Source organism: Alteromonas sp. RKMC-009 (assembly GCF_003584565.2).
GTDB lineage: Bacteria > Pseudomonadota > Gammaproteobacteria > Enterobacterales > Alteromonadaceae > Alteromonas.
The window spans coordinates 34,236-55,839 of the sequence record NZ_CP031010.1 but is presented as its reverse complement, the minus strand read 5'-3'; the positions used below and the strand labels follow the sequence as shown (position 1 = coordinate 55,839).

The 21,604-nt window shown below is 47.7% G+C and carries 11 protein-coding genes, 2 tRNA genes and 5 rRNA genes; 10 read left to right on the top strand and 8 right to left on the bottom strand.

The features are described 5' to 3' along the window. Nucleotides 1-75 precede the first annotated feature (75 nt). Both coaBC and slmA read left to right on the top strand, forming a co-directional pair. On the top strand, nucleotides 76-1,281 hold the full coding sequence (coaBC, locus tag DS731_RS00250; protein ID WP_119499459.1) for a bifunctional phosphopantothenoylcysteine decarboxylase/phosphopantothenate--cysteine ligase CoaBC: 1,206 nt from the start codon (nucleotides 76-78) through the stop codon (nucleotides 1,279-1,281). A 106-nt stretch (nucleotides 1,282-1,387) separates the two neighbouring features. Further along, the gene (slmA, locus tag DS731_RS00245; protein WP_119499458.1) at nucleotides 1,388-1,975 is read left to right on the top strand and encodes a nucleoid occlusion factor SlmA; all 588 of its coding nucleotides are present in this window, start codon (nucleotides 1,388-1,390) and stop codon (nucleotides 1,973-1,975) included. Between the two features lie 69 nt (nucleotides 1,976-2,044). Here slmA and DS731_RS00240 read toward each other — a convergent pair whose 3' ends face one another. Further along, nucleotides 2,045-3,685, bottom strand: a complete 1,641-nt coding sequence (locus DS731_RS00240; protein WP_119503230.1) for a M28 family metallopeptidase — start codon at nucleotides 3,683-3,685, stop codon at nucleotides 2,045-2,047. A gap of 134 nt (nucleotides 3,686-3,819) precedes the next feature. Here DS731_RS00240 and DS731_RS00235 point away from each other — a divergent pair, with 134 nt between their 5' ends. The 8 genes from DS731_RS00235 (at nucleotide 3,820) to DS731_RS00200 (ending at nucleotide 12,198) form a co-directional block, all read left to right on the top strand. Further along, nucleotides 3,820-4,389, top strand: a complete 570-nt coding sequence (locus tag DS731_RS00235; RefSeq protein ID WP_119499457.1) for a TetR/AcrR family transcriptional regulator — start codon at nucleotides 3,820-3,822, stop codon at nucleotides 4,387-4,389. A 52-nt stretch (nucleotides 4,390-4,441) separates the two neighbouring features. Further along, on the top strand, nucleotides 4,442-4,768 hold the full coding sequence (locus DS731_RS00230; RefSeq protein ID WP_119499456.1) for a DUF1820 family protein: 327 nt from the start codon (nucleotides 4,442-4,444) through the stop codon (nucleotides 4,766-4,768). Nucleotides 4,769-4,796: 28 nt separating this feature from the next. Then, the gene (locus DS731_RS00225; RefSeq protein ID WP_119499455.1) at nucleotides 4,797-5,294 is read left to right on the top strand and encodes a hypothetical protein; all 498 of its coding nucleotides are present in this window, start codon (nucleotides 4,797-4,799) and stop codon (nucleotides 5,292-5,294) included. A 101-nt stretch (nucleotides 5,295-5,395) separates the two neighbouring features. Then, nucleotides 5,396-6,082 (top strand): hypothetical protein, encoded by a 687-nt coding sequence (locus DS731_RS00220; protein WP_119499454.1) that lies wholly within the window; start codon nucleotides 5,396-5,398, stop codon nucleotides 6,080-6,082. Next, nucleotides 6,075-7,475: a Y-family DNA polymerase gene (locus DS731_RS00215; protein ID WP_161599054.1), complete on the top strand. Its 1,401-nt coding sequence runs from the start codon at nucleotides 6,075-6,077 to the stop codon at nucleotides 7,473-7,475. Before DS731_RS00220 ends, DS731_RS00215 begins: the two co-directional genes overlap by 8 nt. Beyond that, nucleotides 7,476-10,550, top strand: a complete 3,075-nt coding sequence (locus tag DS731_RS00210) for an error-prone DNA polymerase (protein WP_119499452.1) — start codon at nucleotides 7,476-7,478, stop codon at nucleotides 10,548-10,550. A 179-nt stretch (nucleotides 10,551-10,729) separates the two neighbouring features. Continuing rightward, nucleotides 10,730-11,269, top strand: coding sequence for an acyloxyacyl hydrolase (locus tag DS731_RS00205; RefSeq protein WP_119499451.1), 540 nt, complete (start codon nucleotides 10,730-10,732; stop codon nucleotides 11,267-11,269). Nucleotides 11,270-11,439: 170 nt separating this feature from the next. Next, on the top strand, nucleotides 11,440-12,198 hold the full coding sequence (locus tag DS731_RS00200; protein ID WP_150154197.1) for a transporter substrate-binding domain-containing protein: 759 nt from the start codon (nucleotides 11,440-11,442) through the stop codon (nucleotides 12,196-12,198). 98 nt (nucleotides 12,199-12,296) lie between these two features. Here DS731_RS00200 and rrf (DS731_RS00195) read toward each other — a convergent pair. The 7 genes from rrf (DS731_RS00195) to DS731_RS00165 form a co-directional block, all read right to left on the bottom strand. Then, nucleotides 12,297-12,412 (bottom strand): 5S ribosomal RNA (rrf, locus tag DS731_RS00195). 152 nt (nucleotides 12,413-12,564) lie between these two features. Further along, a 23S ribosomal RNA gene (locus DS731_RS00190) occupies nucleotides 12,565-15,435 on the bottom strand. Between the two features lie 508 nt (nucleotides 15,436-15,943). Continuing rightward, nucleotides 15,944-16,020 (bottom strand) — tRNA-Ile (locus DS731_RS00185). 2 nt (nucleotides 16,021-16,022) lie between these two features. Beyond that, nucleotides 16,023-16,098, bottom strand: a tRNA-Ala gene (locus DS731_RS00180). Nucleotides 16,099-16,178: 80 nt separating this feature from the next. After that, a 16S ribosomal RNA gene (locus DS731_RS00175) occupies nucleotides 16,179-17,713 on the bottom strand. A 378-nt stretch (nucleotides 17,714-18,091) separates the two neighbouring features. Beyond that, nucleotides 18,092-18,207, bottom strand: a 5S ribosomal RNA gene (rrf, locus tag DS731_RS00170). A gap of 152 nt (nucleotides 18,208-18,359) precedes the next feature. Continuing rightward, nucleotides 18,360-21,230 (bottom strand): 23S ribosomal RNA (locus tag DS731_RS00165). Together the 16S, 23S and 5S rRNA genes with 2 tRNA genes alongside form the textbook arrangement of a ribosomal RNA operon. Between the last annotated feature and the right edge of the window lie 374 nt (nucleotides 21,231-21,604).

Sequence of the window (21,604 nt, the reverse complement as noted above, 5' to 3'; positions counted from 1 at the left end):
CCAGATCGGTCTGTCTACCGGTAACAGAAAACATCTGGTAGGCTTACCGCAATCTTATTGTCTGAAAAATGCACGATGCACTTATTCAATAAAAAAATTCTTCTGGGTGTTACCGGCGGTATTGCCGCCTATAAAACACCGGATCTGGTAAGAAAACTGAAAGCGCAGGGCTCTGACGTGAGAGTGGTACTGACACGTGGTGCAACAGAATTTGTCAGTTCATTATCGTTACAGGCGGTTTCCGGCCATCAGGTTCACAGCGAGTTGCTGGACGAGCAGGCCGAAGCCGGAATGGGTCATATCGAACTGGCGAAATGGGCCGATGTTTTGTTGATTGCACCGGCCACGGCGCACTGCATGGCTAAACTGGCGCATGGCCTGGCAGATGATCTGCTTTCAACATTGTACCTTGCAACCACTGCTCAGGTTTTCATTGCTCCTGCCATGAATCAGCAAATGTGGCAGGCACGGGCAACGCAGGATAACCTGCAAAAATTGCAACTTCGTGCCATCCGTTTCATCGGGCCGGCAGCGGGCGAACAGGCATGTGGCGATGTGGGACCGGGCAGAATGGAAGAACCGGAACTTATCGTATCAGCATTAGCCAGTGCCCTGACCGGTAATAAGCTGGAAGGTAAAAAAGTTGTCATTACTGCGGGACCAACCAGAGAGCCCATTGACCCGGTCAGATACCTATCGAATCACAGCAGTGGCAAAATGGGATACGCCGTAGCGCAGGCTGCGGCTGAGCAGGGCGCAGAGGTTGTGCTGGTGTCCGGCCCGGTTTCCCTGACAGTACCCCCCGGGATAAAACGCATCAGTGTGCAAACTGCTGATGACATGCTCGAAGCAGTTATGAGTGAGATCAACTCAGCGCAAATCTTCATTGCAGCGGCAGCCGTTGCCGATTATCGTATTAACCATCAGGCAGAAAATAAGATCAAAAAATCTGATGATAAGTTAACACTTACTTTTGTTAAAAACCCTGATATTCTTAAGACTGTAGCTGCATTACCCTCTCCGCCATTTACGGTAGGGTTTGCTGCTGAAAGCCAGAATGTGGAAGCTTATGCACGGGGCAAATTAGAAAATAAAAACCTCGACATGATTGCTGCGAATGACATCACCCTGGAAGGGCTTGGCTTTAATAGTGACGAAAATGCGCTGCATGTCATCTGGAAAGAGGATGACGTACAGTTGCCTCCGGCGAATAAAACAGAGTTAGCCAAATCGCTAATCGCGCTGGTTGCAAAACAATATAATAATAAACAATCAAATTAATGGTCTGCCGGTCGATAAACCGACATAAGATAATCAAAAACACAGACCACTTTAAAATGGAACCGGGATTGAGAACTGATCCTGAAGCAGAGGAAACACTCGCCTTATGCCTGCTGTAAAGAAAACAAACCGTCGGGCCCAGATACTTCAAGCACTGGCCGGCATGCTGGAAACGCACCAGGGCCAGCGCATCACAACCGCGAAACTCGCTGAAAAGGTGGGTGTATCAGAAGCGGCACTTTATCGTCACTTCCCAAGTAAAGCCCGGATGTTCGAAGGGCTCATCGAATTTATTGAAGAAACGTTATTCTCCCGTATCAATAAAATTCTGAACGAGGAAAAGGACTCAGCAGCACGGTGCCAGCTCATTTTGCACTTGTTACTGGGCTTTGCAGAGAAGAATCCGGGTATAACCCGCATCTTAAACGGCGATGCCCTGATGGGTGAACAGGACCGCTTGCGTGCACGGATTGCCAAGTTATTCGAAAGGCTGGAAACCCAACTGAAGCAAATTTTGCGTGAACGCAAGTTACGGGAAGGTAAAACGCTGGCTGCAGACGAAGGTGTAGTAGCCAATATGATGATTTGTTATGTCGACGGCCGGATAAACCAGTTCATCCGCAGTGGTTTTACCCGCAAGCCTACTGAGCAGTTCAACGAACAATGGCAGATGTTCAGACAGGTCTTTATCTGATTTGTCTGCACCGGAAATACAAAGAGCGCGATACCGCGCTCTTTTTCGTTAAGCTTACAAACTCTGAAGCTACTGCTTACTGAATGTATTGCCGAAGAAGTCTCCGTCATTCCACTCAGGACGGTTAGCCTGAGTAGCCAGTGTCAGTCCGATTTCAGCGTTCACACGGGTGAAAGTTTTTGCAGCATCCCAGTTAAATGGCTGGTTAATATCGTCACTGGGCTTGTGATAATGGGTTGCCAGAAACTCACCGAATTTTTTACTGCCATCTATATCGGGATCTTTCGATGTCAGGCCGGGCACCATAAACACCGAAGGCACACCCTGCTTTACAAAAGCATAGTGATCAGAGCGGGTAAACAATGCCTGCTCTGGCCAGGGGTCCGGGCTCAGAGTAATGCCGGCATTGCCTGCCGCCTCTTCTACTGACGCTTTCATGTCGCTGTGACTGGCACCAAATGCAATGACATCGGCAAAGGGATAGGTCAGGATTGGCATATCCAGATTCACGTCAGCCACCATGGATGTTACCGGCACCGTTGGATTACGGGCAAAATAATCAGCGCCCAGCAGCCCTTTTTCTTCGCCGGTTACGGAAACAAACAAAATAGAACGGGCTGGTTTCTCAGGTAATTCACTGAACAGCCTTGCGGTTTCGAGCATTACGGCAGTACCTGAGGCATTGTCCATGGCACCGTTATTGATGTTGTCTTTCTTAACTGTTTTGGCAAAGCCGATATGATCGGAGTGGGCAGAAAAAACCACATACTCATTTTTAAGGGTTGGATCGCTGCCTTCAATCATACCCACCACATTCGGGCTGGAAATTTGAGAATGCAGACTCTTTTTACTCAGAGAAATCGTCCCCGGAATCACAAAACCTGCCGGCGATTTGTCTTCTTCCAGTTCCGCATAAATATCATTTAAAGAAACAGGAGCATTGGCAAATAATTGCTGTGCGGCCGGTTCGCTAAGATAAGCACTGCCTTTCAACTGTGCGAACGTGTTCGCCGGTACGCCGTTTTCATCCAGCCATGCCATACGGGGAGTATGAATGTAGCTGAGCATATTCTGATACGGGCGTACTTTTTCAGCCACTGGCGTAGAAACCGTTATCATACCAATAGCACCATGCTGTGCAGCATAAGACTGTTTCTGATAACCCGACGCGAAGTGCGCCCCTTCTTCACTGGGGAAAGAAGCCGGCTTACCGGAGAGTACCACTACAATTTTGCCTTCCACATCCAGACCGGCGTAGTCATCGTGATTCAGTTCATCAGCAATGATGCCATAACCGGCGAAGACCATCTCACCGCTCAGAGCAGAGTCGGTGGCCATTAAATCAGGACCGGTCAAATAATCTTTAGGGTAAGCAAAAGACAATGTCCCGCCTTCCGTCTGATAAGTAAATTCGGGAGATTCCTGCACCAGACTCGCCTTGCGGAAAGGTACAGGTTGCATAAAACCATCCGTACCAGCTGGTTTGAGACCATATTTGGCAAATTCGGTGGCAATATATAACGCAGCAATATCGTGACCGCGGGAACCGGTATCACGGCCTTCCAGCAAATCATCAGCAAGGAAGAACAGGTGAGATTTGATTCTGTTCGTGTCAGGATTAAAATGGCTGCTGACGGCATCATCCTGCGCCGCAACACCCGTAACAGCAGACGCAGCAAACAGCCCGCTCAGGATTAATTTTCTTATCATAATCATCTTCAAAATTGCATAAACCACGGGCATGTTAACCCGGAAGATGATTTAAGCAAGGCGATTAACCCTATCCCTTGATACTTCCATGGTTTACGCTACGCTCAATAGAAGTACACACTAATGCGACCGCTATGCCAAGAAGCGCACAATACGATATAGACGAGATACTCGGACAAGCTGTGGACATATTCCTTGAATATAGTTTCCACGGCGCCATCATGGATGAAATTATCGCCCGCACCTCCTTTAACCGGCGCGGTTTTTATCTGGAATTTGGTTCTAAACAACAGTTCCTGTACAAAGTTTTAGAGCATTATCAAAAAACTCAGCTGATGCCTGTAGTCAGTGAACTGGAAAACCACCACGGCATCACCGCCATCAATACTTTCTTTTTGCGATATATCCCCCTGGTCTACGGCAGAGGCTGTTTACTGATTAACTGTGTCTGCGAACTGGGGAAGCAGGATCCCACAATAAGAGAAATGGGAAGACACTATCTGGACCGTCTGCAACTCGATTTTATCGGTTGTCTGGAGAAAGCCAAATTGTCAGGGGAAATAAAACCGGACATCAATATTGAGTCTGCAGCCCTGCAGCTTACCAGTTATGTTCAGGGTTTTGCCGTAAACGGCATCCTTGCTGAAAACCGTGAAGAGATGGTCATTGCCACAGAAGCTCTGCTAACCCCGTTGCAGGTTTAACAGAAAACCGTAAAATCATGCTCCCGAATGTGCATCTTAGGTTTTCAATTTCATGAGTAGTAACGACCCTTTGTACCGCATCCAGTTTGTCAGTAACGGCGAACGCTATGAGTTATATGTGAGGGAATTAAGTCAGGACAATATGTTCGGCTTTGTAGAAATTGGTGATTTTGTCTGGGATACTCACACCAGTCTCGTGGTTGATCCCAGCCATGAGAAACTGAAAACAGAGTTTTCAGATGTCGAAAGGACGTATGTACCTATGCACAATGTGTTACGCATTGATGCAGTAAAAAAACAGGGCACGGCAAAAATCACGCAACTTTCTGAAAAAGTAACCGCGTTCCCAAGCCCGATTTACACGCCGAAGAAAGACTGAATTTCCTTAACTGACCGGAGTTGTTGCTTTGCTGGCTTTTAGCATTATTGCAGTATTAGTTTTAATCCTGATATTTTTTGTGCTTAAAGTGCAAAGCTTACAGAAATTAGTCAATTCAAATAAGCATCTGGCAAAGCAAAATGCCAGTAAAGCCAATAGTGCTTTTGTCACTTTGAGTACTACGGCCAAATCTCTGCAGCAAATCTTTATCGAACGGGTTGAATCCGCCAGTAGCAAAGGCCTTATCAGTGGTAAAAAGTATGATGTTTTAATCTTGATTGTGTCCTCATCTGCAAAGATTATTTTTGATAATTGTGAGAAGGGACATTCAATTGAAGAAGGGCTTAATATCGCTTTGCGTGATACCGAACTTTCTATGGAAGACATCAAAAGCTTTATGCAGGAACAACCCAATGATGTACGTATCAGTTGGGTTAAAAATACCGCCGATGGCTTTATTAAAGCCTGTGATCTTATGACATCAGGGTTACTGGCTCCCCGCGCCTCTTCTTCCGCCTCTGTATAACATTTCTTTAGAAAACAATCACTCTGTTGAAAGATAAACAGGTGTCTTGATCACTGTTTTTTTCTGCCTATAATGCTGTATAGATATACAGGTAAATTATTATGGCAAATTCGCTTTCTCTGGTTGAAATGCACCCCGGAGTCTGGCGTGGCAGTCAGGCTCAGATGAAACAAAGCCGTCTGCTTCCGACGGGATTCACTCATTTTGATTCAGCATTGTCTGGAGGCTTCCCTGCATCCGGGGTAATCCGCATCGTGTGTCTGCCGGGTTGCGGTGAATTGTCATTTCTTAAATCTGTATTCAATTCATTACAAGCTGAAACGCTGGCGGTATTTATTAATGCGCCCGGTATGCTTACCGCCCCCTGGCTGAACCGGACCGGCTTCAATCCTTCTGACTGCAAACTTGTCACCACACCTGTTGATTTAAGTGGCTGGGCAACGGAAGAAGCCATCAAATCTGATGCCTGCTCACTGGTATGCTGCTGGACAAAATCGATTCTCCCCGGACAGGCACGGCGGCTTCAGGTGGCGGCGGCTCAGCATGAATGTATGGTGGTACTTTTCGAACATCCTGAGAATATACAACACCCGCTTCCCATCGCCTTAGATTTGCTTTTTATGCCGGCAACTGAAGGTTTTGAAGTGAATATCAATAAGCAATTGAAAGGCTGGCCAGTCCGGGGAGTTAAAGAGCGCTTTAAATACACGCCGGATAACAGTGCTATCGCATCAGCAATGTCCCGCTTTAACCGTCTGCCGGAGCAGGATGGTGCCCGTCATGGCTGATCAGCGCTGGCTGTATGTATACTGTTACCGGCTGACGCTGGATAACGCTCTGCATGCTGGAGCCACTGACAACAATTTACCTGTTGCGGTTTACCACCAGAAACGCAATGCCCTTATACAGTTAAACCGGGCTGCCCGTGCAGCAGGCATTGAGCAGGATATGGGACTGGCTCAGGCCGCGGCCTTATGTGAAAACCTGGAGCTCATCGACTACGATGAATCCATGGAATTGTCATTACTGAAAAATCTGGCCTCTCAACTTTATGAGTGTGTTGCAGAGATCTCAGTAAGCCCGCCGGATGGACTGGCAATACGTATCGATAACCTGGTGCGCTATTACGGCAGCTACGAACAAATATGGGAGGCCGTAAAAGCAGTGATCCTCTCACGTAACATACGGTGTCACTATGCTTCAGCATGGAGCCCGGACGCGGCCCGCGTACTTGCAAGGCAACAAACAAATATTCTGCTGCTGGAGAATGCATCAATTCGCCGGGCCCTGAATGAACTTCCCGTTTCTTCATTACTGCTCAGTCAGAAAGAGAGTCATGCGTTATACAGAGCGGGCATAAAACACCTGGGAGCCCTGTTTGAATTACCAGCCACTGAAATTGGTAAGCGCTTTAACAGCGATTTACTCAAATACCTGTTCTCACTGAAAGGAGACAGTTATCGCGCCGGACCGTTTTATCATCCTCCCGCGACATTCGAACAAACGGTTATTCTGCCTTTTGAAGTAACCGGCACAGACAAACTGAATGCGTACCTCGGTAAAATTTTGAAGGATTTAGGTATTTTTCTGCGACTCCGGAATGCCGGCACGCAGTGGCTTATCCTAACCCTCTGTTACAGAGAAGCAGACCCTGTGACGCTGGATATCAGGAAATCAGATCTTCGCTTCAGCTTTGATGAATGGGCGAACCTGATCGCCCTCAAACTGGAAACGACAGAACTGGCAGAGCCGGTTATTCAATTCACGTTATGTGCCGGTGAAATCAATGAATATGCCGGTAAAGAAGCTGACTTTTTTAATGCCAGGAAGCATTTCTTCGCCCGCCAGCAATTACTGAGTAAACTTACCGCCCGGTTGGGTAATCAGGCGGTTTCCGACGCCGGCTGGCCGGAGGACCACCGGTTTACGATGGCAAAAGCCTCCCGCTCTCACGCTTGCAGTGAACAGGCTGCACAACATATTCCTGCCTTTATTTTATCTCAGCCACAACGCCTGACAGGAACGCCTAAAATTGAGTTCGGCCCGGTGAGAATAGAAAGCGGTTGGTGGGACAATGCACCGGAACAAAGAGATTACTTCATCGCGCTGAATCAACACGGTCAGCGCATGCAGATATTCAGGGAACAGGGTGGATGGTATATCAGTGGCTGGTATGCCTGAATGCAATATGCAGAACTCGTTACTCAAAGTAACTTCAGTTTTCTTTACGGTGCGTCTTCACCGGAAGAACTGGTAACCACAGCAGCATTCCTGAGCTATCAGGCTATTGCTATTACTGATGAATGTTCTGTGGCTGGTATTGTTCGGGCGCACAGCGAGATATCGCGCCACCACTTACCGGTAAAGCTGATCTGCGGAAGCCTGTTTAATTTCGGCGAATCTTTACAATTTGTGCTGCTCTGCCCGGATAAAAAAGCATGGAGCGAACTGTGCCGTATCATCACCAACGCCAGACGTCGCAGTCCCAAAGGAGAATATGCGCTGGCAGAGTGGGACATCAAATCTGTCCGGCACTGTATTATCATCTGGCTTCCTCACCATAATGATGAAGAAAATGTCCGCTGGGGAGAATGGTTCAAACGCTTTCATCCTGAAAGAACATACATCGGCGCTGTCCGTCACCTTGATGGCAGAGATCATCTTCGTTTCGCTCAGTATGAGGCACTTCATGATAGTTTTTCATTGCCGGTAACAGCGTGTACCCACGCCCTTTTTCATCACAGCGAGCGGCTTGCGTTACAACATGTCATGCATGCTATGAAGGAAAATACCACGGTAGACAAACTGGGCCATCATGCTGTCTCTAATGCAGAAAGAGCACTCCGTCCGCTAAGTAAATTACAAAAGCTGTATCCGGCAGCCTGGCTTGCAACCGCATCCAGAATTGCATCGCAATGTGTATTCAGTCCTGACGAACTCAAATATCAATATCCTGCGGAACTGGTTCCGGCTGGTTATAACGCAACAAGCTGGCTGAGGAAATGCGTCGAAGAAGGCATTACAAGGCGATTTCCGGAAGGGATATCTGACTCTGTGCGGGCCATCATAGAAAAAGAGCTGACACTGATAGAGGAACAGCAATACGAATATTTCTTTCTGACCATTTACGACATTGTTCAGTTTGCTGCCGCGAACGATATTTTGTATCAGGGTCGTGGCTCAGCAGCTAACTCGGTTGTGTGCTATTGCCTTGAAATCACCGCTGTCGATCCCAGACAGATTAATGTGTTATTTGAGCGCTTCATTTCTAAAGAAAGAAATGAGCCACCGGATATTGATGTGGATTTTGAACACAGCCGGCGGGAAGAAGTCATTCAGTATATTTACAGCAAATACGGCCGTGAACGCACAGCGCTGGCAGCGACAGTAATCAGCTTCAGGTTTAAAAGCGCATTTCGCGAAACAGGTAAGGCGCTGGGTTTTCCCGAATCCCAACTGGATTATGTGATTAAAAATATAAACCGGCGCGACAGAGCCGTGCCCTGGCAGACTCAAATCGAATCCTGCGGTTTAAATCCGCAAAACCTTAAGGTAAGTCAGTTAATCAGCTTAACTGAACAAATTACGGGTTTCCCGAGGCATCTGTCTCAGCATGTGGGAGGGTTTGTCATTTCAGCCGGTCCGTTATATGAACTGGTACCTGTTGAAAATGCTGCGATGGCAGACCGCACTGTTATTCAATGGGATAAAGATGATTTAGAAACCTTAGGGTTACTGAAAGTCGATGTTCTTGCTTTAGGCATGTTAACCGCCATCCGGAAAACCTTCGCCCTGCTAAACCGTCAGTTTCCGGTGCCGGTATCGATACCGTTTATCACCGCGCTGGGCGATGATCAGCAAGTCTACGATATGATTTGTAAAGCCGATACAGTGGGCACATTCCAGATTGAATCCCGAGCGCAAATGACCATGCTGCCTAGGCTCAGGCCACGTTGTTACTATGATTTAGTGGTGCAGATAGCTATTGTCAGGCCGGGGCCGATACAGGGAGATATGGTGCATCCTTACTTACTGCGTCGTCATGGCAAAGAAGCCGTATCTTATCCGTCAGAGGAAGTCAGACAGGTACTATCCAGAACCATGGGCGTGCCTATTTTTCAGGAACAGGTTATTCAACTGGCGATGGTCGCTGCCGGCTTTTCGGGCGGGGAAGCCGATCAGCTTCGCCGTGCTATGGCGAGCTGGAAAAAAGATGGCCGGATTTACGAATTCCGTGACAGGCTGATTAAAGGCATGACGGAACGGAACTACGAACCGGCTTTTGCGGAACAGCTTTTTGAACAAATAAAAGGTTTCGGGGGTTACGGGTTTCCCGAATCGCATTCAGCCTCTTTCGCTGTACTGGCCTACGTATCCTGCTGGTTGAAATGCTATTTTCCGGCTGAGTTTTATGTTGCCCTGCTCAACAGTTTGCCTATGGGCTTTTATTCGGCTTCACAACTGGTTCAGGATGCCAGACATCATGAGATCACTGTGTTACCTGTCTGTGTAAATGCGTCGGACTTTGATCACAAGATAGAGTTGAAGGGAGAGATTAAGCAAATCCGGCTTGGACTGCGACTGGTGAAAGGATTATCAGAAAGTGGCGCTGTACTGCTTGAATTAAAGAGACCAGAAGAGGGTTACCGGAGTTTAACTGAACTTAAGATGTCCGGTTTAACAGAATCTGATTTGTCTTCTCTGGCCAGTGCGGATGCGTTTTTCAGCATATCCGGTAATCGTTACCGTGCAAGATGGCAAATGATGGATAAGCACAGCACACTACCTTTATTCACTGATCAGAATGAGCAACTGCCCTTCAATTTTGCACCTGATGACAAAGATGCATTACTGGAAGATTATGCCTCAACAACATTATCGTTAAAGCAGCATCCGGTTGATCTTATCCTGCGAGACTATTCTGTCAGACAACTGACACTGGCGCGGGAGCTAATAAACAAACCCAATAAATCTGTTGTACACGTACTCGGCTGCGTTACATGCAGACAAGCCCCCGGCACGGCATCCGGTGCGACTTTTTTTACCCTTGAAGATCATACCGGTAATATGAATGTGGTTGTCTGGCAAGCTACCGCCAGACATCAGCATCAGGCATATCTCAAATCACAGATCCTGCAAGTTGATGGCATTCTTGAACGTTCACCCGAAGGGGTTATTCACATTATTGCAGGAAAGCTGACTGACAGAAGTAGCTGGCTGGATACATTGAATTCAGGAGCAAGGAACTTCCACTAAACCTTTTATACTGTTTTCTACTATGAAAGATTTACTTAGCTTTACACCAACTTACAAACATTCTTGAATGTTTGTTATGGAACCTCCATTTATCTCCCTGTAAATTAGCGCATTTTTTAATTGGTGAGCATTTTGCAGACGTGTTTACACAAACATGTTGCAAGACTCAGGAGGAACACATGTTTTCATTTTTCAGAAATAGTTTATTTGCCGCGTTGTTATCCGGCATCACATTCTCTTCAATGGCAGGCCAGTCTGTAGCGATCGATTATCTTCATGGCTTTGATGACATTAAAGGTGTCAGAGTTGCTTACCGTCCCGTTACCACATCTTTGTATACCGACTGGTTTGGAGACATCAAGCTATATTGGGAGGCAAGCTTTAATGTTTGGGAATACGGCCGTTATAATGATCACGACACCAATCTGGCACTGGCGCTTTCTCCGGTTTTGGTAAAGCAAATTTCCACGGTATACGACAAGTATCCGTTGTATCTTGAAGCAGGTATCGGGGCAAGTCTGGTTAATGACCGTCATTTTGCCGGTAAGAACATTGGCTCACATTATCAGTTTGAAGATCGTCTCGGACTACTCCTTAGTTTAGATGAACAAGAAGTCAATCAACTCGCTCTGAGGTACATGCACTATTCAAATGGTGGCCTGAACAGCGATAATCCCGGCCTGGACTTCCTTAACGTGTCCTATTCATACCATTTTTAATTACATAAATATTGTTGCCGGTTTGTAAACCGGCACTTGCAATTATGCATTGAATCCATAAACTAAGGTCAATTTTCGAACACTCTTTTACAGAGTAAGCACCGGCATAAACAGTGTTATTTAAAAATAATAAACAGCCGCTAAAGCGCCTTTCATCAGTTGCTTTGCTCTTGTCATGTTTTATTAACCCAAGCCAGCCGGCAAAGGCAGAAACCTACATTGTAGGGCTGCAAAACTTTGACTATTACCCTCATTATAATTTCACCTCAGATCAGGACAGAGGTTTCATCTGGGCAGTTCTCGAGCTTTATGCCACTGAGTCCGGTCATACATTCATTTATCAGACAATGCCTGTTCCACGCCTGCAGATAGAGTTGGCTAAAGGGACGGTTGATTTAATATATCCGGACAACCCAATCTTTCATCCGGGTATCACTGAATCCACTGAAAAGCACTACTCTGTGGACGTGGTGAAAACCTTAAGCGGTGCGATTATTAAACGCACCAATGTGAACATGGAAATCAATGAAGTTTCAAAAGTGAGTTTACCATTCGGCTTCACACCTCTTGACTGGAAGGGTAAAGAGAAAAACGGTGACATTGATTTTGTAGAGACTGAGGACAGCCTGTCAGCGCTGCAACTGGTTGAGCAGGGTAAAACCGATGTGGCAGAAGTCGATTACTTCGTTACCAGCTATCTGTCTGAAGCAAATCCCACGATTGGCGAATTCACTTTGTCACCAGTTCTGCCTCACAATATCGTTGGTTTTAAGCTTGCGAGCATAAAGCAACATGGTCTTATCAAACAGATTAATGACTTTCTGACCGGCAACGAGTCACGTATTGATGAGTTGAAATTGAAGTATGGTATTCATGATCCCGAAAACCTGATCAAAGATATCCAGTCAACTTATGTCAGAAGTGAGTGAGCATTAAGAATTGAAGAGTTTTGTATGACGTAAGCAGATACATGATTCAGAAACGAAAAAAGCCCGCTCAGATTGAGCGGGCTTCTTCGTAATTGGGAGCCTGACGGTGTGCTACTCTCACATGGGGAGACCCCACACTACCATCGCCGCTAACGCGTTTCACTTCTGAGTTCGGAATGGATTCAGGTGGTACCACGTCGCTATTGCCGTCAGGCATAAACTTTTGTCTTAATGATGTTTACACATCACTAAGATAACAATTCTGGAAAGCTTGATATCTTCATCAATCAGAGTAACGCTACTCTAACTCATTAATTAGTCAGTCTTTAACTCACAACTTCTAAGTAAAAGCTACTTAGGCGTTGTATGGTTAAGCCTCACGGGCAATTAGTACAGGTTAGCTTAATGCCTTGCAACACTTCCACATCCTGCCTATCAACGTTGTAGTCTTCAACAACCCTTCAGAGAGGTTAAACCTCAGGGATGACTCATCTCGGGGCTCGCTTCCCGCTTAGATGCTTTCAGCGGTTATCGATTCCGAACGTAGCTACCGGGCAATGCCTTTGGCAAAACAACCCGAACACCAGCGGTTCGTCCACTCCGGTCCTCTCGTACTAGGAGCAGCTCCCCTCAATCATCCAACGCCCACACCAGATAGGGACCGAACTGTCTCACGACGTTCTAAACCCAGCTCGCGTACCACTTTAAATGGCGAACAGCCATACCCTTGGGACCGACTTCAGCCCCAGGATGTGATGAGCCGACATCGAGGTGCCAAACACCGCCGTCGATATGAACTCTTGGGCGGTATCAGCCTGTTATCCCCGGAGTACCTTTTATCCGTTGAGCGATGGCCCTTCCATACAGAACCACCGGATCACTATGACCTACTTTCGTACCTGCTCGACGTGTCTGTCTCGCAGTTAAGCTAGCTTATGCCATTGCACTAACCTCACGATGTCCGACCGTGATTAGCTAACCTTCGTGCTCCTCCGTTACTATTTGGGAGGAGACCGCCCCAGTCAAACTACCCACCAGACACTGTCCGCATTCCCGATAAGGGAACAACGTTAGAACATCAAACATACCAGGGTGGTATTTCAAGGACGGCTCCGTATGAACTGGCGTCCATACTTCAAAGCCTCCCACCTATCCTACACAAGTAGGTTCAATGTTCAGTGCCAAGCTGTAGTAAAGGTTCACGGGGTCTTTCCGTCTAGGTGCGGGTACACAGCATCTTCACTGCGATTTCAATTTCACTGAGTCTCGGGTGGAGACAGCGTGGCCATGGTTACACCATTCGTGCAGGTCGGAACTTACCCGACAAGGAATTTCGCTACCTTAGGACCGTTATAGTTACGGCCGCCGTTTACCGGGGCTTCGATCAAGAGCTTCGCTTACGCTAACCCCATCAATTAACCTTCCGGCACCGGGCAGGTGTCACACCCTATACGTCATCTTACGATTTAGCAGAGTGCTGTGTTTTTAATAAACAGTCCCAGCCACCTGGTCACTGCGGCCCCCGTGTGCTCAAAGAGCAAGTCTCATCACACGCAGGGGCGTACCTTCTCCCGAAGTTACGGTACAATTTTGCCGAGTTCCTTCACCCGAGTTCTCTCAAGCGCCTTAGTATTCTCTACCTGACCACCTGTGTCGGTTTGGGGTACGGTTCACATAATCATAAGTTTAGAAGCTTTTCCTGGAAGCAGGGCATCAACAACTTCACTCCCTTGGGAGCTCGTCTCGTGTCTCAGAATTATAAAACCGGATTTACCTAATCTTACTTCCTACACACTTTCACCTGGGCAACCAACGCCAGGATTGTCTAGCCTTCTCCGTCCCTCCGTCACTGATTATATAAGTACGGGAATATTAACCCGTTTCCCATCGACTACGCATTTCTGCCTCGCCTTAGGGGCCGACTTACCCTGCCCTGATTAGCATGGGACAGGAAACCTTGGTCTTCCGGCGTGGGGGTTTTTCACCCCCATTATCGTTACTCATGTCAGCATTCGCACTTCTGATACCTCCAGCAAACTTCACAGTTCACCTTCAGCGGCTTACAGAACGCTCCCCTACCCAAAGTACAAGTACTTTGCCGCAGCTTCGGTATATTGCTTAGCCCCGTTACATCTTCCGCGCAGGCCGACTCGACTAGTGAGCTATTACGCTTTCTTTAAAGGGTGGCTGCTTCTAAGCCAACCTCCTAGCTGTCTTAGCCTTCCCACATCGTTTCCCACTTAGCAATATTTTGGGACCTTAGCTGGCGGTCTGGGTTGTTTCCCTCTTCACGACGGACGTTAGCACCCGCCGTGTGTCTCCCGGATAGTTCTCTTTGGTATTCGGAGTTTGCAAAGGGTTGGTAAGTCGGGATGACCCCCTAGCCTTAACAGTGCTCTACCCCCAAAGGAATTCGTCCGAGGCTCTACCTAAATAGATTTCGGGGAGAACCAGCTATCTCCCGGTTTGATTGGCCTTTCACCCCCAGCCACAAGTCATCCCCGCCTTTTTCAACAGGCGTGGGTTCGGTCCTCCAGTTGATGTTACTCAACCTTCAACCTGCCCATGGCTAGATCACCGGGTTTCGGGTCTATACCTGGCAACTCAACGCGCAGTTAACACTCGCTTTCGCTACGGCTCCCCTAAACGGTTAACCTTGCTACCAAATATAAGTCGCTGACCCATTATACAAAAGGTACGCAGTCACCCCGAAGGGCTCCCACTGCTTGTACGTATACGGTTTCAGGTTCTGTTTCACTCCCCTCACAGGGGTTCTTTTCGCCTTTCCCTCACGGTACTGGTTCACTATCGGTCAGTAAGGAGTATTTAGCCTTGGAGGATGGTCCCCCCATCTTCAGTCAGGATAACACGTGTCCCGACCTACTTAATATGTGCTAACTGTCACTTCGTGTACGGGACTATCACCCTGTTCCGTTAAACTTTCCAGAATATTCCACTATGACAACTAACATCGGCTGGTCCCCTTTCGCTCGCCGCTACTAAGGGAATCTCGGTTGATTTCTTTTCCTCCGGGTACTTAGATGTTTCAGTTCCCCGAGTTTGCCTCGTTAACCTATGTATTCAGTTAACGATACCCGCAAGCGGGTGGGTTTCCCCATTCGGACATCGATGGCTCAAATGCGTTTTGTCAGCTCGCCACCGCTTTTCGCAGACTTACACGTCCTTCATCGCCTCTTACTGCCAAGGCATCCACCGTATACGCTTAGTCACTTAACCATACAACCCTAAATAGCTTCCTTAAGGTAAACCTTAAGTCGTTGTTTCTGCTTATTCACATGAGTAAGGAATAAGTGTTCACAACCATTCACTTCCGCCCAAAACGTGCGACACGTTGAAAGAATGGGTTTCAGCTGCCTGTCCTCCGCCTTTTTATCCGGAGTCAGGTGTGCATCTAAGCACTGTTGTATGCATGACTGTCTAATCAATTACATTGCAGCTCACGCTGCGCCGTTGTCAGATAGAGTAGCTTTTGAAAGAACATCTTTCGATATTCTCAGTTACTCAATTTGATTGATTACTAATATCAGCTTTCCAAATTGTTAAAGAACAGGTTTAGAGTAAAAAACCCTAATCAATACTTACTCAACCGAGTAAAAATTCATTAGGATTTGTATCTTTCTGACCAAGTGATTCTTAATACATCCAATCTTTTTCAGGCAAGGAAGATGAAACCGTCGTGTGCCCCGGCACATGAGGTTTTATCTGACGCCGCATGAGAAAGATTTGGTAGGCTTGGGCAGACTTGAACTGCCGACCTCACCCTTATCAGGGGTGCGCTCTAACCAGCTGAGCTACAAGCCTATTGGTGGAGCTAAGCAGGATCGAACTGCTGACCTCCTGAATGCAAATCAGGCGCTCTCCCAGCTGAGCTATAGCCCCATAAGACTTGGTCGTTCTTCATTAATAACAAAACAATCTGTGTGAACACTGCGCTAAAAGGCAATAGACGATTTTTAAGGTAAGGAGGTGATCCAACCCCAGGTTCCCCTAGGGTTACCTTGTTACGACTTCACCCCAGTCATGAAACACAAAGTGGTAATCGTCCTCCCGAAGGTTAGACTAACTACTTCTTTTGCATCCCACTCCCATGGTGTGACGGGCGGTGTGTACAAGGCCCGGGAACGTATTCACCGCAGTATGCTGACCTGCGATTACTAGCGATTCCGACTTCATGGAGTCGAGTTGCAGACTCCAATCCGGACTACGACAAGCTTTAAGGGGTCCGCTCCACATCACTGTCTTGCTTCCCTCTGTACTTGCCATTGTAGCACGTGTGTAGCCCTACACGTAAGGGCCATGATGACTTGACGTCGTCCCCACCTTCCTCCGGTTTGTCACCGGCAGTCTCCTTAGAGTGCCCAACCAAATGCTGGCAACTAAGGACAAGGGTTGCGCTCGTTGCGGGACTTAACCCAACATCTCACGACACGAGCTGACGACAGCCATGCAGCACCTGTGTCAGAGTTCCCGAAGGCACTAATCCATCTCTGGAAAATTCTCTGCATGTCAAGTGTAGGTAAGGTTCTTCGCGTTGCTTCGAATTAAACCACATGCTCCACCGCTTGTGCGGGCCCCCGTCAATTCATTTGAGTTTTAACCTTGCGGCCGTACTCCCCAGGCGGTCTACTTAGCGCGTTAGCTTCGCTACGCACGAATTAAATTCACACACAGCTAGTAGACAGCGTTTACGGTGTGGACTACCAGGGTATCTAATCCTGTTCGCTACCCACACTTTCGGACATGAGCGTCAGTCTTTGGCCAGGGAGTCGCCTTCGCCACTGATGTTCCTCCAGATATCTACGCATTTCACCGCTACACCTGGAATTCCACTCCCCTCTCCAAGACTCTAGTCTGCCAGTTCTAAATGACCATCCCAGGTTGAGCCCGGGGCTTTCACATCTAGCTTAACAAACCGCCTGCGTCCGCTTTACGCCCAGTAATTCCGATTAACGCTCGCACCCTCCGTATTACCGCGGCTGCTGGCACGGAGTTAGCCGGTGCTTCTTCTGTTGTTAACGTCACAGCTGGCAGGTATTAACTACCAACCTTTCCTCACAACTGAAAGTGCTTTACAACCCGAAGGCCTTCTTCACACACGCGGCATGGCTGCATCAGGGTTTCCCCCATTGTGCAATATTCCCCACTGCTGCCTCCCGTAGGAGTCTGGGCCGTGTCTCAGTCCCAGTGTGGCTGATCTTCCTCTCAGAACAGCTAGAGATCGTCGCCTTGGTGAGCCTTTACCTCACCAACTAGCTAATCTCACTTGGGCCTCTCTTCAGGTAGGAGCCTAAGCCCCCTTTGGTCCGTAGACGTTATGCGGTATTAGCAGTCGTTTCCAACTGTTATCCCCCTCCCAAAGGCAAGTTCCCAAGCATTACTCACCCGTCCGCCACTCGTCAGCAAATTAGCAAGCTAATTTCTGTTACCGTTCGACTTGCATGTGTTAGGCCTGCCGCCAGCGTTCAATCTGAGCCATGATCAAACTCTTCAATTAAATATATCGAAAAACTTTTATGAATCGTCGGTTGACACTCTTAACGAGTGCCCACACAGATTGTCTTGTTATAAATTTTTAAAGAACAATGCTAAGAATTTTCTTAGCTGCTTCAAAGGTTTGCTCCGAAGCGGGATGCGTATAATACGCTTTTGAATTTCAGAGTCAACACCTTTTTTGAACTTAATTTCAAATCGGTTTCTTGTCAGTTTTATATAACAAGACAAGACCCTGAAATACTAACCATTGTTTAGATGGTTAATAAACTTTCCTTTTTTGATCCTTAAACTCAGTGAGCTCAAAGTTCAAAAAAGCAATGCTTTCACTTATATACGAAAAAAGCCCGCTCAGATTGAGCGGGCTTCTTCGTAATTGGGAGCCTGACGGTGTGCTACTCTCACATGGGGAGACCCCACACTACCATCGCCGCTAACGCGTTTCACTTCTGAGTTCGGAATGGATTCAGGTGGTACCACGTCGCTATTGCCGTCAGGCATAAACTTTTGTCTTAATGATGTTTACACATCACTAAGATAACAATTCTGGAAAGCTTGATATCTTCATCAATCAGAGTAACGCTACTCTAACTCATTAATTAGTCAGTCTTTAACTCACAACTTCTAAGTAAAAGCTACTTAGGCGTTGTATGGTTAAGCCTCACGGGCAATTAGTACAGGTTAGCTTAATGCCTTGCAACACTTCCACATCCTGCCTATCAACGTTGTAGTCTTCAACAACCCTTCAGAGAGGTTAAACCTCAGGGATGACTCATCTCGGGGCTCGCTTCCCGCTTAGATGCTTTCAGCGGTTATCGATTCCGAACGTAGCTACCGGGCAATGCCTTTGGCAAAACAACCCGAACACCAGCGGTTCGTCCACTCCGGTCCTCTCGTACTAGGAGCAGCTCCCCTCAATCATCCAACGCCCACACCAGATAGGGACCGAACTGTCTCACGACGTTCTAAACCCAGCTCGCGTACCACTTTAAATGGCGAACAGCCATACCCTTGGGACCGACTTCAGCCCCAGGATGTGATGAGCCGACATCGAGGTGCCAAACACCGCCGTCGATATGAACTCTTGGGCGGTATCAGCCTGTTATCCCCGGAGTACCTTTTATCCGTTGAGCGATGGCCCTTCCATACAGAACCACCGGATCACTATGACCTACTTTCGTACCTGCTCGACGTGTCTGTCTCGCAGTTAAGCTAGCTTATGCCATTGCACTAACCTCACGATGTCCGACCGTGATTAGCTAACCTTCGTGCTCCTCCGTTACTATTTGGGAGGAGACCGCCCCAGTCAAACTACCCACCAGACACTGTCCGCATTCCCGATAAGGGAACAACGTTAGAACATCAAACATACCAGGGTGGTATTTCAAGGACGGCTCCGTATGAACTGGCGTCCATACTTCAAAGCCTCCCACCTATCCTACACAAGTAGGTTCAATGTTCAGTGCCAAGCTGTAGTAAAGGTTCACGGGGTCTTTCCGTCTAGGTGCGGGTACACAGCATCTTCACTGCGATTTCAATTTCACTGAGTCTCGGGTGGAGACAGCGTGGCCATGGTTACACCATTCGTGCAGGTCGGAACTTACCCGACAAGGAATTTCGCTACCTTAGGACCGTTATAGTTACGGCCGCCGTTTACCGGGGCTTCGATCAAGAGCTTCGCTTACGCTAACCCCATCAATTAACCTTCCGGCACCGGGCAGGTGTCACACCCTATACGTCATCTTACGATTTAGCAGAGTGCTGTGTTTTTAATAAACAGTCCCAGCCACCTGGTCACTGCGGCCCCCGTGTGCTCAAAGAGCAAGTCTCATCACACGCAGGGGCGTACCTTCTCCCGAAGTTACGGTACAATTTTGCCGAGTTCCTTCACCCGAGTTCTCTCAAGCGCCTTAGTATTCTCTACCTGACCACCTGTGTCGGTTTGGGGTACGGTTCACATAATCATAAGTTTAGAAGCTTTTCCTGGAAGCAGGGCATCAACAACTTCACTCCCTTGGGAGCTCGTCTCGTGTCTCAGAATTATAAAACCGGATTTACCTAATCTTACTTCCTACACACTTTCACCTGGGCAACCAACGCCAGGATTGTCTAGCCTTCTCCGTCCCTCCGTCACTGATTATATAAGTACGGGAATATTAACCCGTTTCCCATCGACTACGCATTTCTGCCTCGCCTTAGGGGCCGACTTACCCTGCCCTGATTAGCATGGGACAGGAAACCTTGGTCTTCCGGCGTGGGGGTTTTTCACCCCCATTATCGTTACTCATGTCAGCATTCGCACTTCTGATACCTCCAGCAAACTTCACAGTTCACCTTCAGCGGCTTACAGAACGCTCCCCTACCCAAAGTACAAGTACTTTGCCGCAGCTTCGGTATATTGCTTAGCCCCGTTACATCTTCCGCGCAGGCCGACTCGACTAGTGAGCTATTACGCTTTCTTTAAAGGGTGGCTGCTTCTAAGCCAACCTCCTAGCTGTCTTAGCCTTCCCACATCGTTTCCCACTTAGCAATATTTTGGGACCTTAGCTGGCGGTCTGGGTTGTTTCCCTCTTCACGACGGACGTTAGCACCCGCCGTGTGTCTCCCGGATAGTTCTCTTTGGTATTCGGAGTTTGCAAAGGGTTGGTAAGTCGGGATGACCCCCTAGCCTTAACAGTGCTCTACCCCCAAAGGAATTCGTCCGAGGCTCTACCTAAATAGATTTCGGGGAGAACCAGCTATCTCCCGGTTTGATTGGCCTTTCACCCCCAGCCACAAGTCATCCCCGCCTTTTTCAACAGGCGTGGGTTCGGTCCTCCAGTTGATGTTACTCAACCTTCAACCTGCCCATGGCTAGATCACCGGGTTTCGGGTCTATACCTGGCAACTCAACGCGCAGTTAACACTCGCTTTCGCTACGGCTCCCCTAAACGGTTAACCTTGCTACCAAATATAAGTCGCTGACCCATTATACAAAAGGTACGCAGTCACCCCGAAGGGCTCCCACTGCTTGTACGTATACGGTTTCAGGTTCTGTTTCACTCCCCTCACAGGGGTTCTTTTCGCCTTTCCCTCACGGTACTGGTTCACTATCGGTCAGTAAGGAGTATTTAGCCTTGGAGGATGGTCCCCCCATCTTCAGTCAGGATAACACGTGTCCCGACCTACTTAATATGTGCTAACTGTCACTTCGTGTACGGGACTATCACCCTGTTCCGTTAAACTTTCCAGAATATTCCACTATGACAACTAACATCGGCTGGTCCCCTTTCGCTCGCCGCTACTAAGGGAATCTCGGTTGATTTCTTTTCCTCCGGGTACTTAGATGTTTCAGTTCCCCGGGTTTGCCTCGTTAACCTATGTATTCAGTTAACGATACCCGCAAGCGGGTGGGTTTCCCCATTCGGACATCGATGGCTCAAATGCGTTTTGTCAGCTCGCCACCGCTTTTCGCAGACTTACACGTCCTTCATCGCCTCTTACTGCCAAGGCATCCACCGTATACGCTTAGTCACTTAACCATACAACCCTAAATAGCTTCCTTAAGGTAAACCTTAAGTCGTTGTTTCTGCTTATTCACATGAGTAAGGAATAAGTGTTCACAACCATTCACTTCCGCCCAAAACGTGCGACACGTTGAAAGAATGGGTTTCAGCTGCCTGTCCTCCGCCTTTTTATCCGGAGTCAGGTGTGCATCTAAGCACTGTTGTATGCATGACTGTCTAATCAATTACATTGCAGCTCACGCTGCGCCGTTGTCAGATAGAGTAGCTTTTGAAAGAACATCTTTCGATATTCTCAGTTACTCAATTTGATTGATTACTAATATCAGCTTTCCAAATTGTTAAAGAACAAGAGTTTGCTCTGCATCTCAATGAGATACATAACAAAACAA

Bases quoted from the DNA above. Each gene is read 5' to 3' on its own strand.
- coaBC (WP_119499459.1), top strand. From the start codon at position 76: ATGCACTTATTCAATAAAAAAATTCTTCTGGGTGTTACCGGCGGTATT.
- slmA (WP_119499458.1), top strand. From the start codon at position 1,388: ATGCCTGCTGTAAAGAAAACAAACCGTCGGGCCCAGATACTTCAAGCA.
- DS731_RS00240 (WP_119503230.1), bottom strand. From the start codon at position 3,685: ATGATAAGAAAATTAATCCTGAGCGGGCTGTTTGCTGCGTCTGCTGTT.
- DS731_RS00235 (WP_119499457.1), top strand. From the start codon at position 3,820: ATGCCAAGAAGCGCACAATACGATATAGACGAGATACTCGGACAAGCT.
- DS731_RS00230 (WP_119499456.1), top strand. From the start codon at position 4,442: ATGAGTAGTAACGACCCTTTGTACCGCATCCAGTTTGTCAGTAACGGC.
- DS731_RS00220 (WP_119499454.1), top strand. From the start codon at position 5,396: ATGGCAAATTCGCTTTCTCTGGTTGAAATGCACCCCGGAGTCTGGCGT.
- DS731_RS00215 (WP_161599054.1), top strand. From the start codon at position 6,075: ATGGCTGATCAGCGCTGGCTGTATGTATACTGTTACCGGCTGACGCTG.
- DS731_RS00210 (WP_119499452.1), top strand. From the start codon at position 7,476: ATGCAATATGCAGAACTCGTTACTCAAAGTAACTTCAGTTTTCTTTAC.
- DS731_RS00205 (WP_119499451.1), top strand. From the start codon at position 10,730: ATGTTTTCATTTTTCAGAAATAGTTTATTTGCCGCGTTGTTATCCGGC.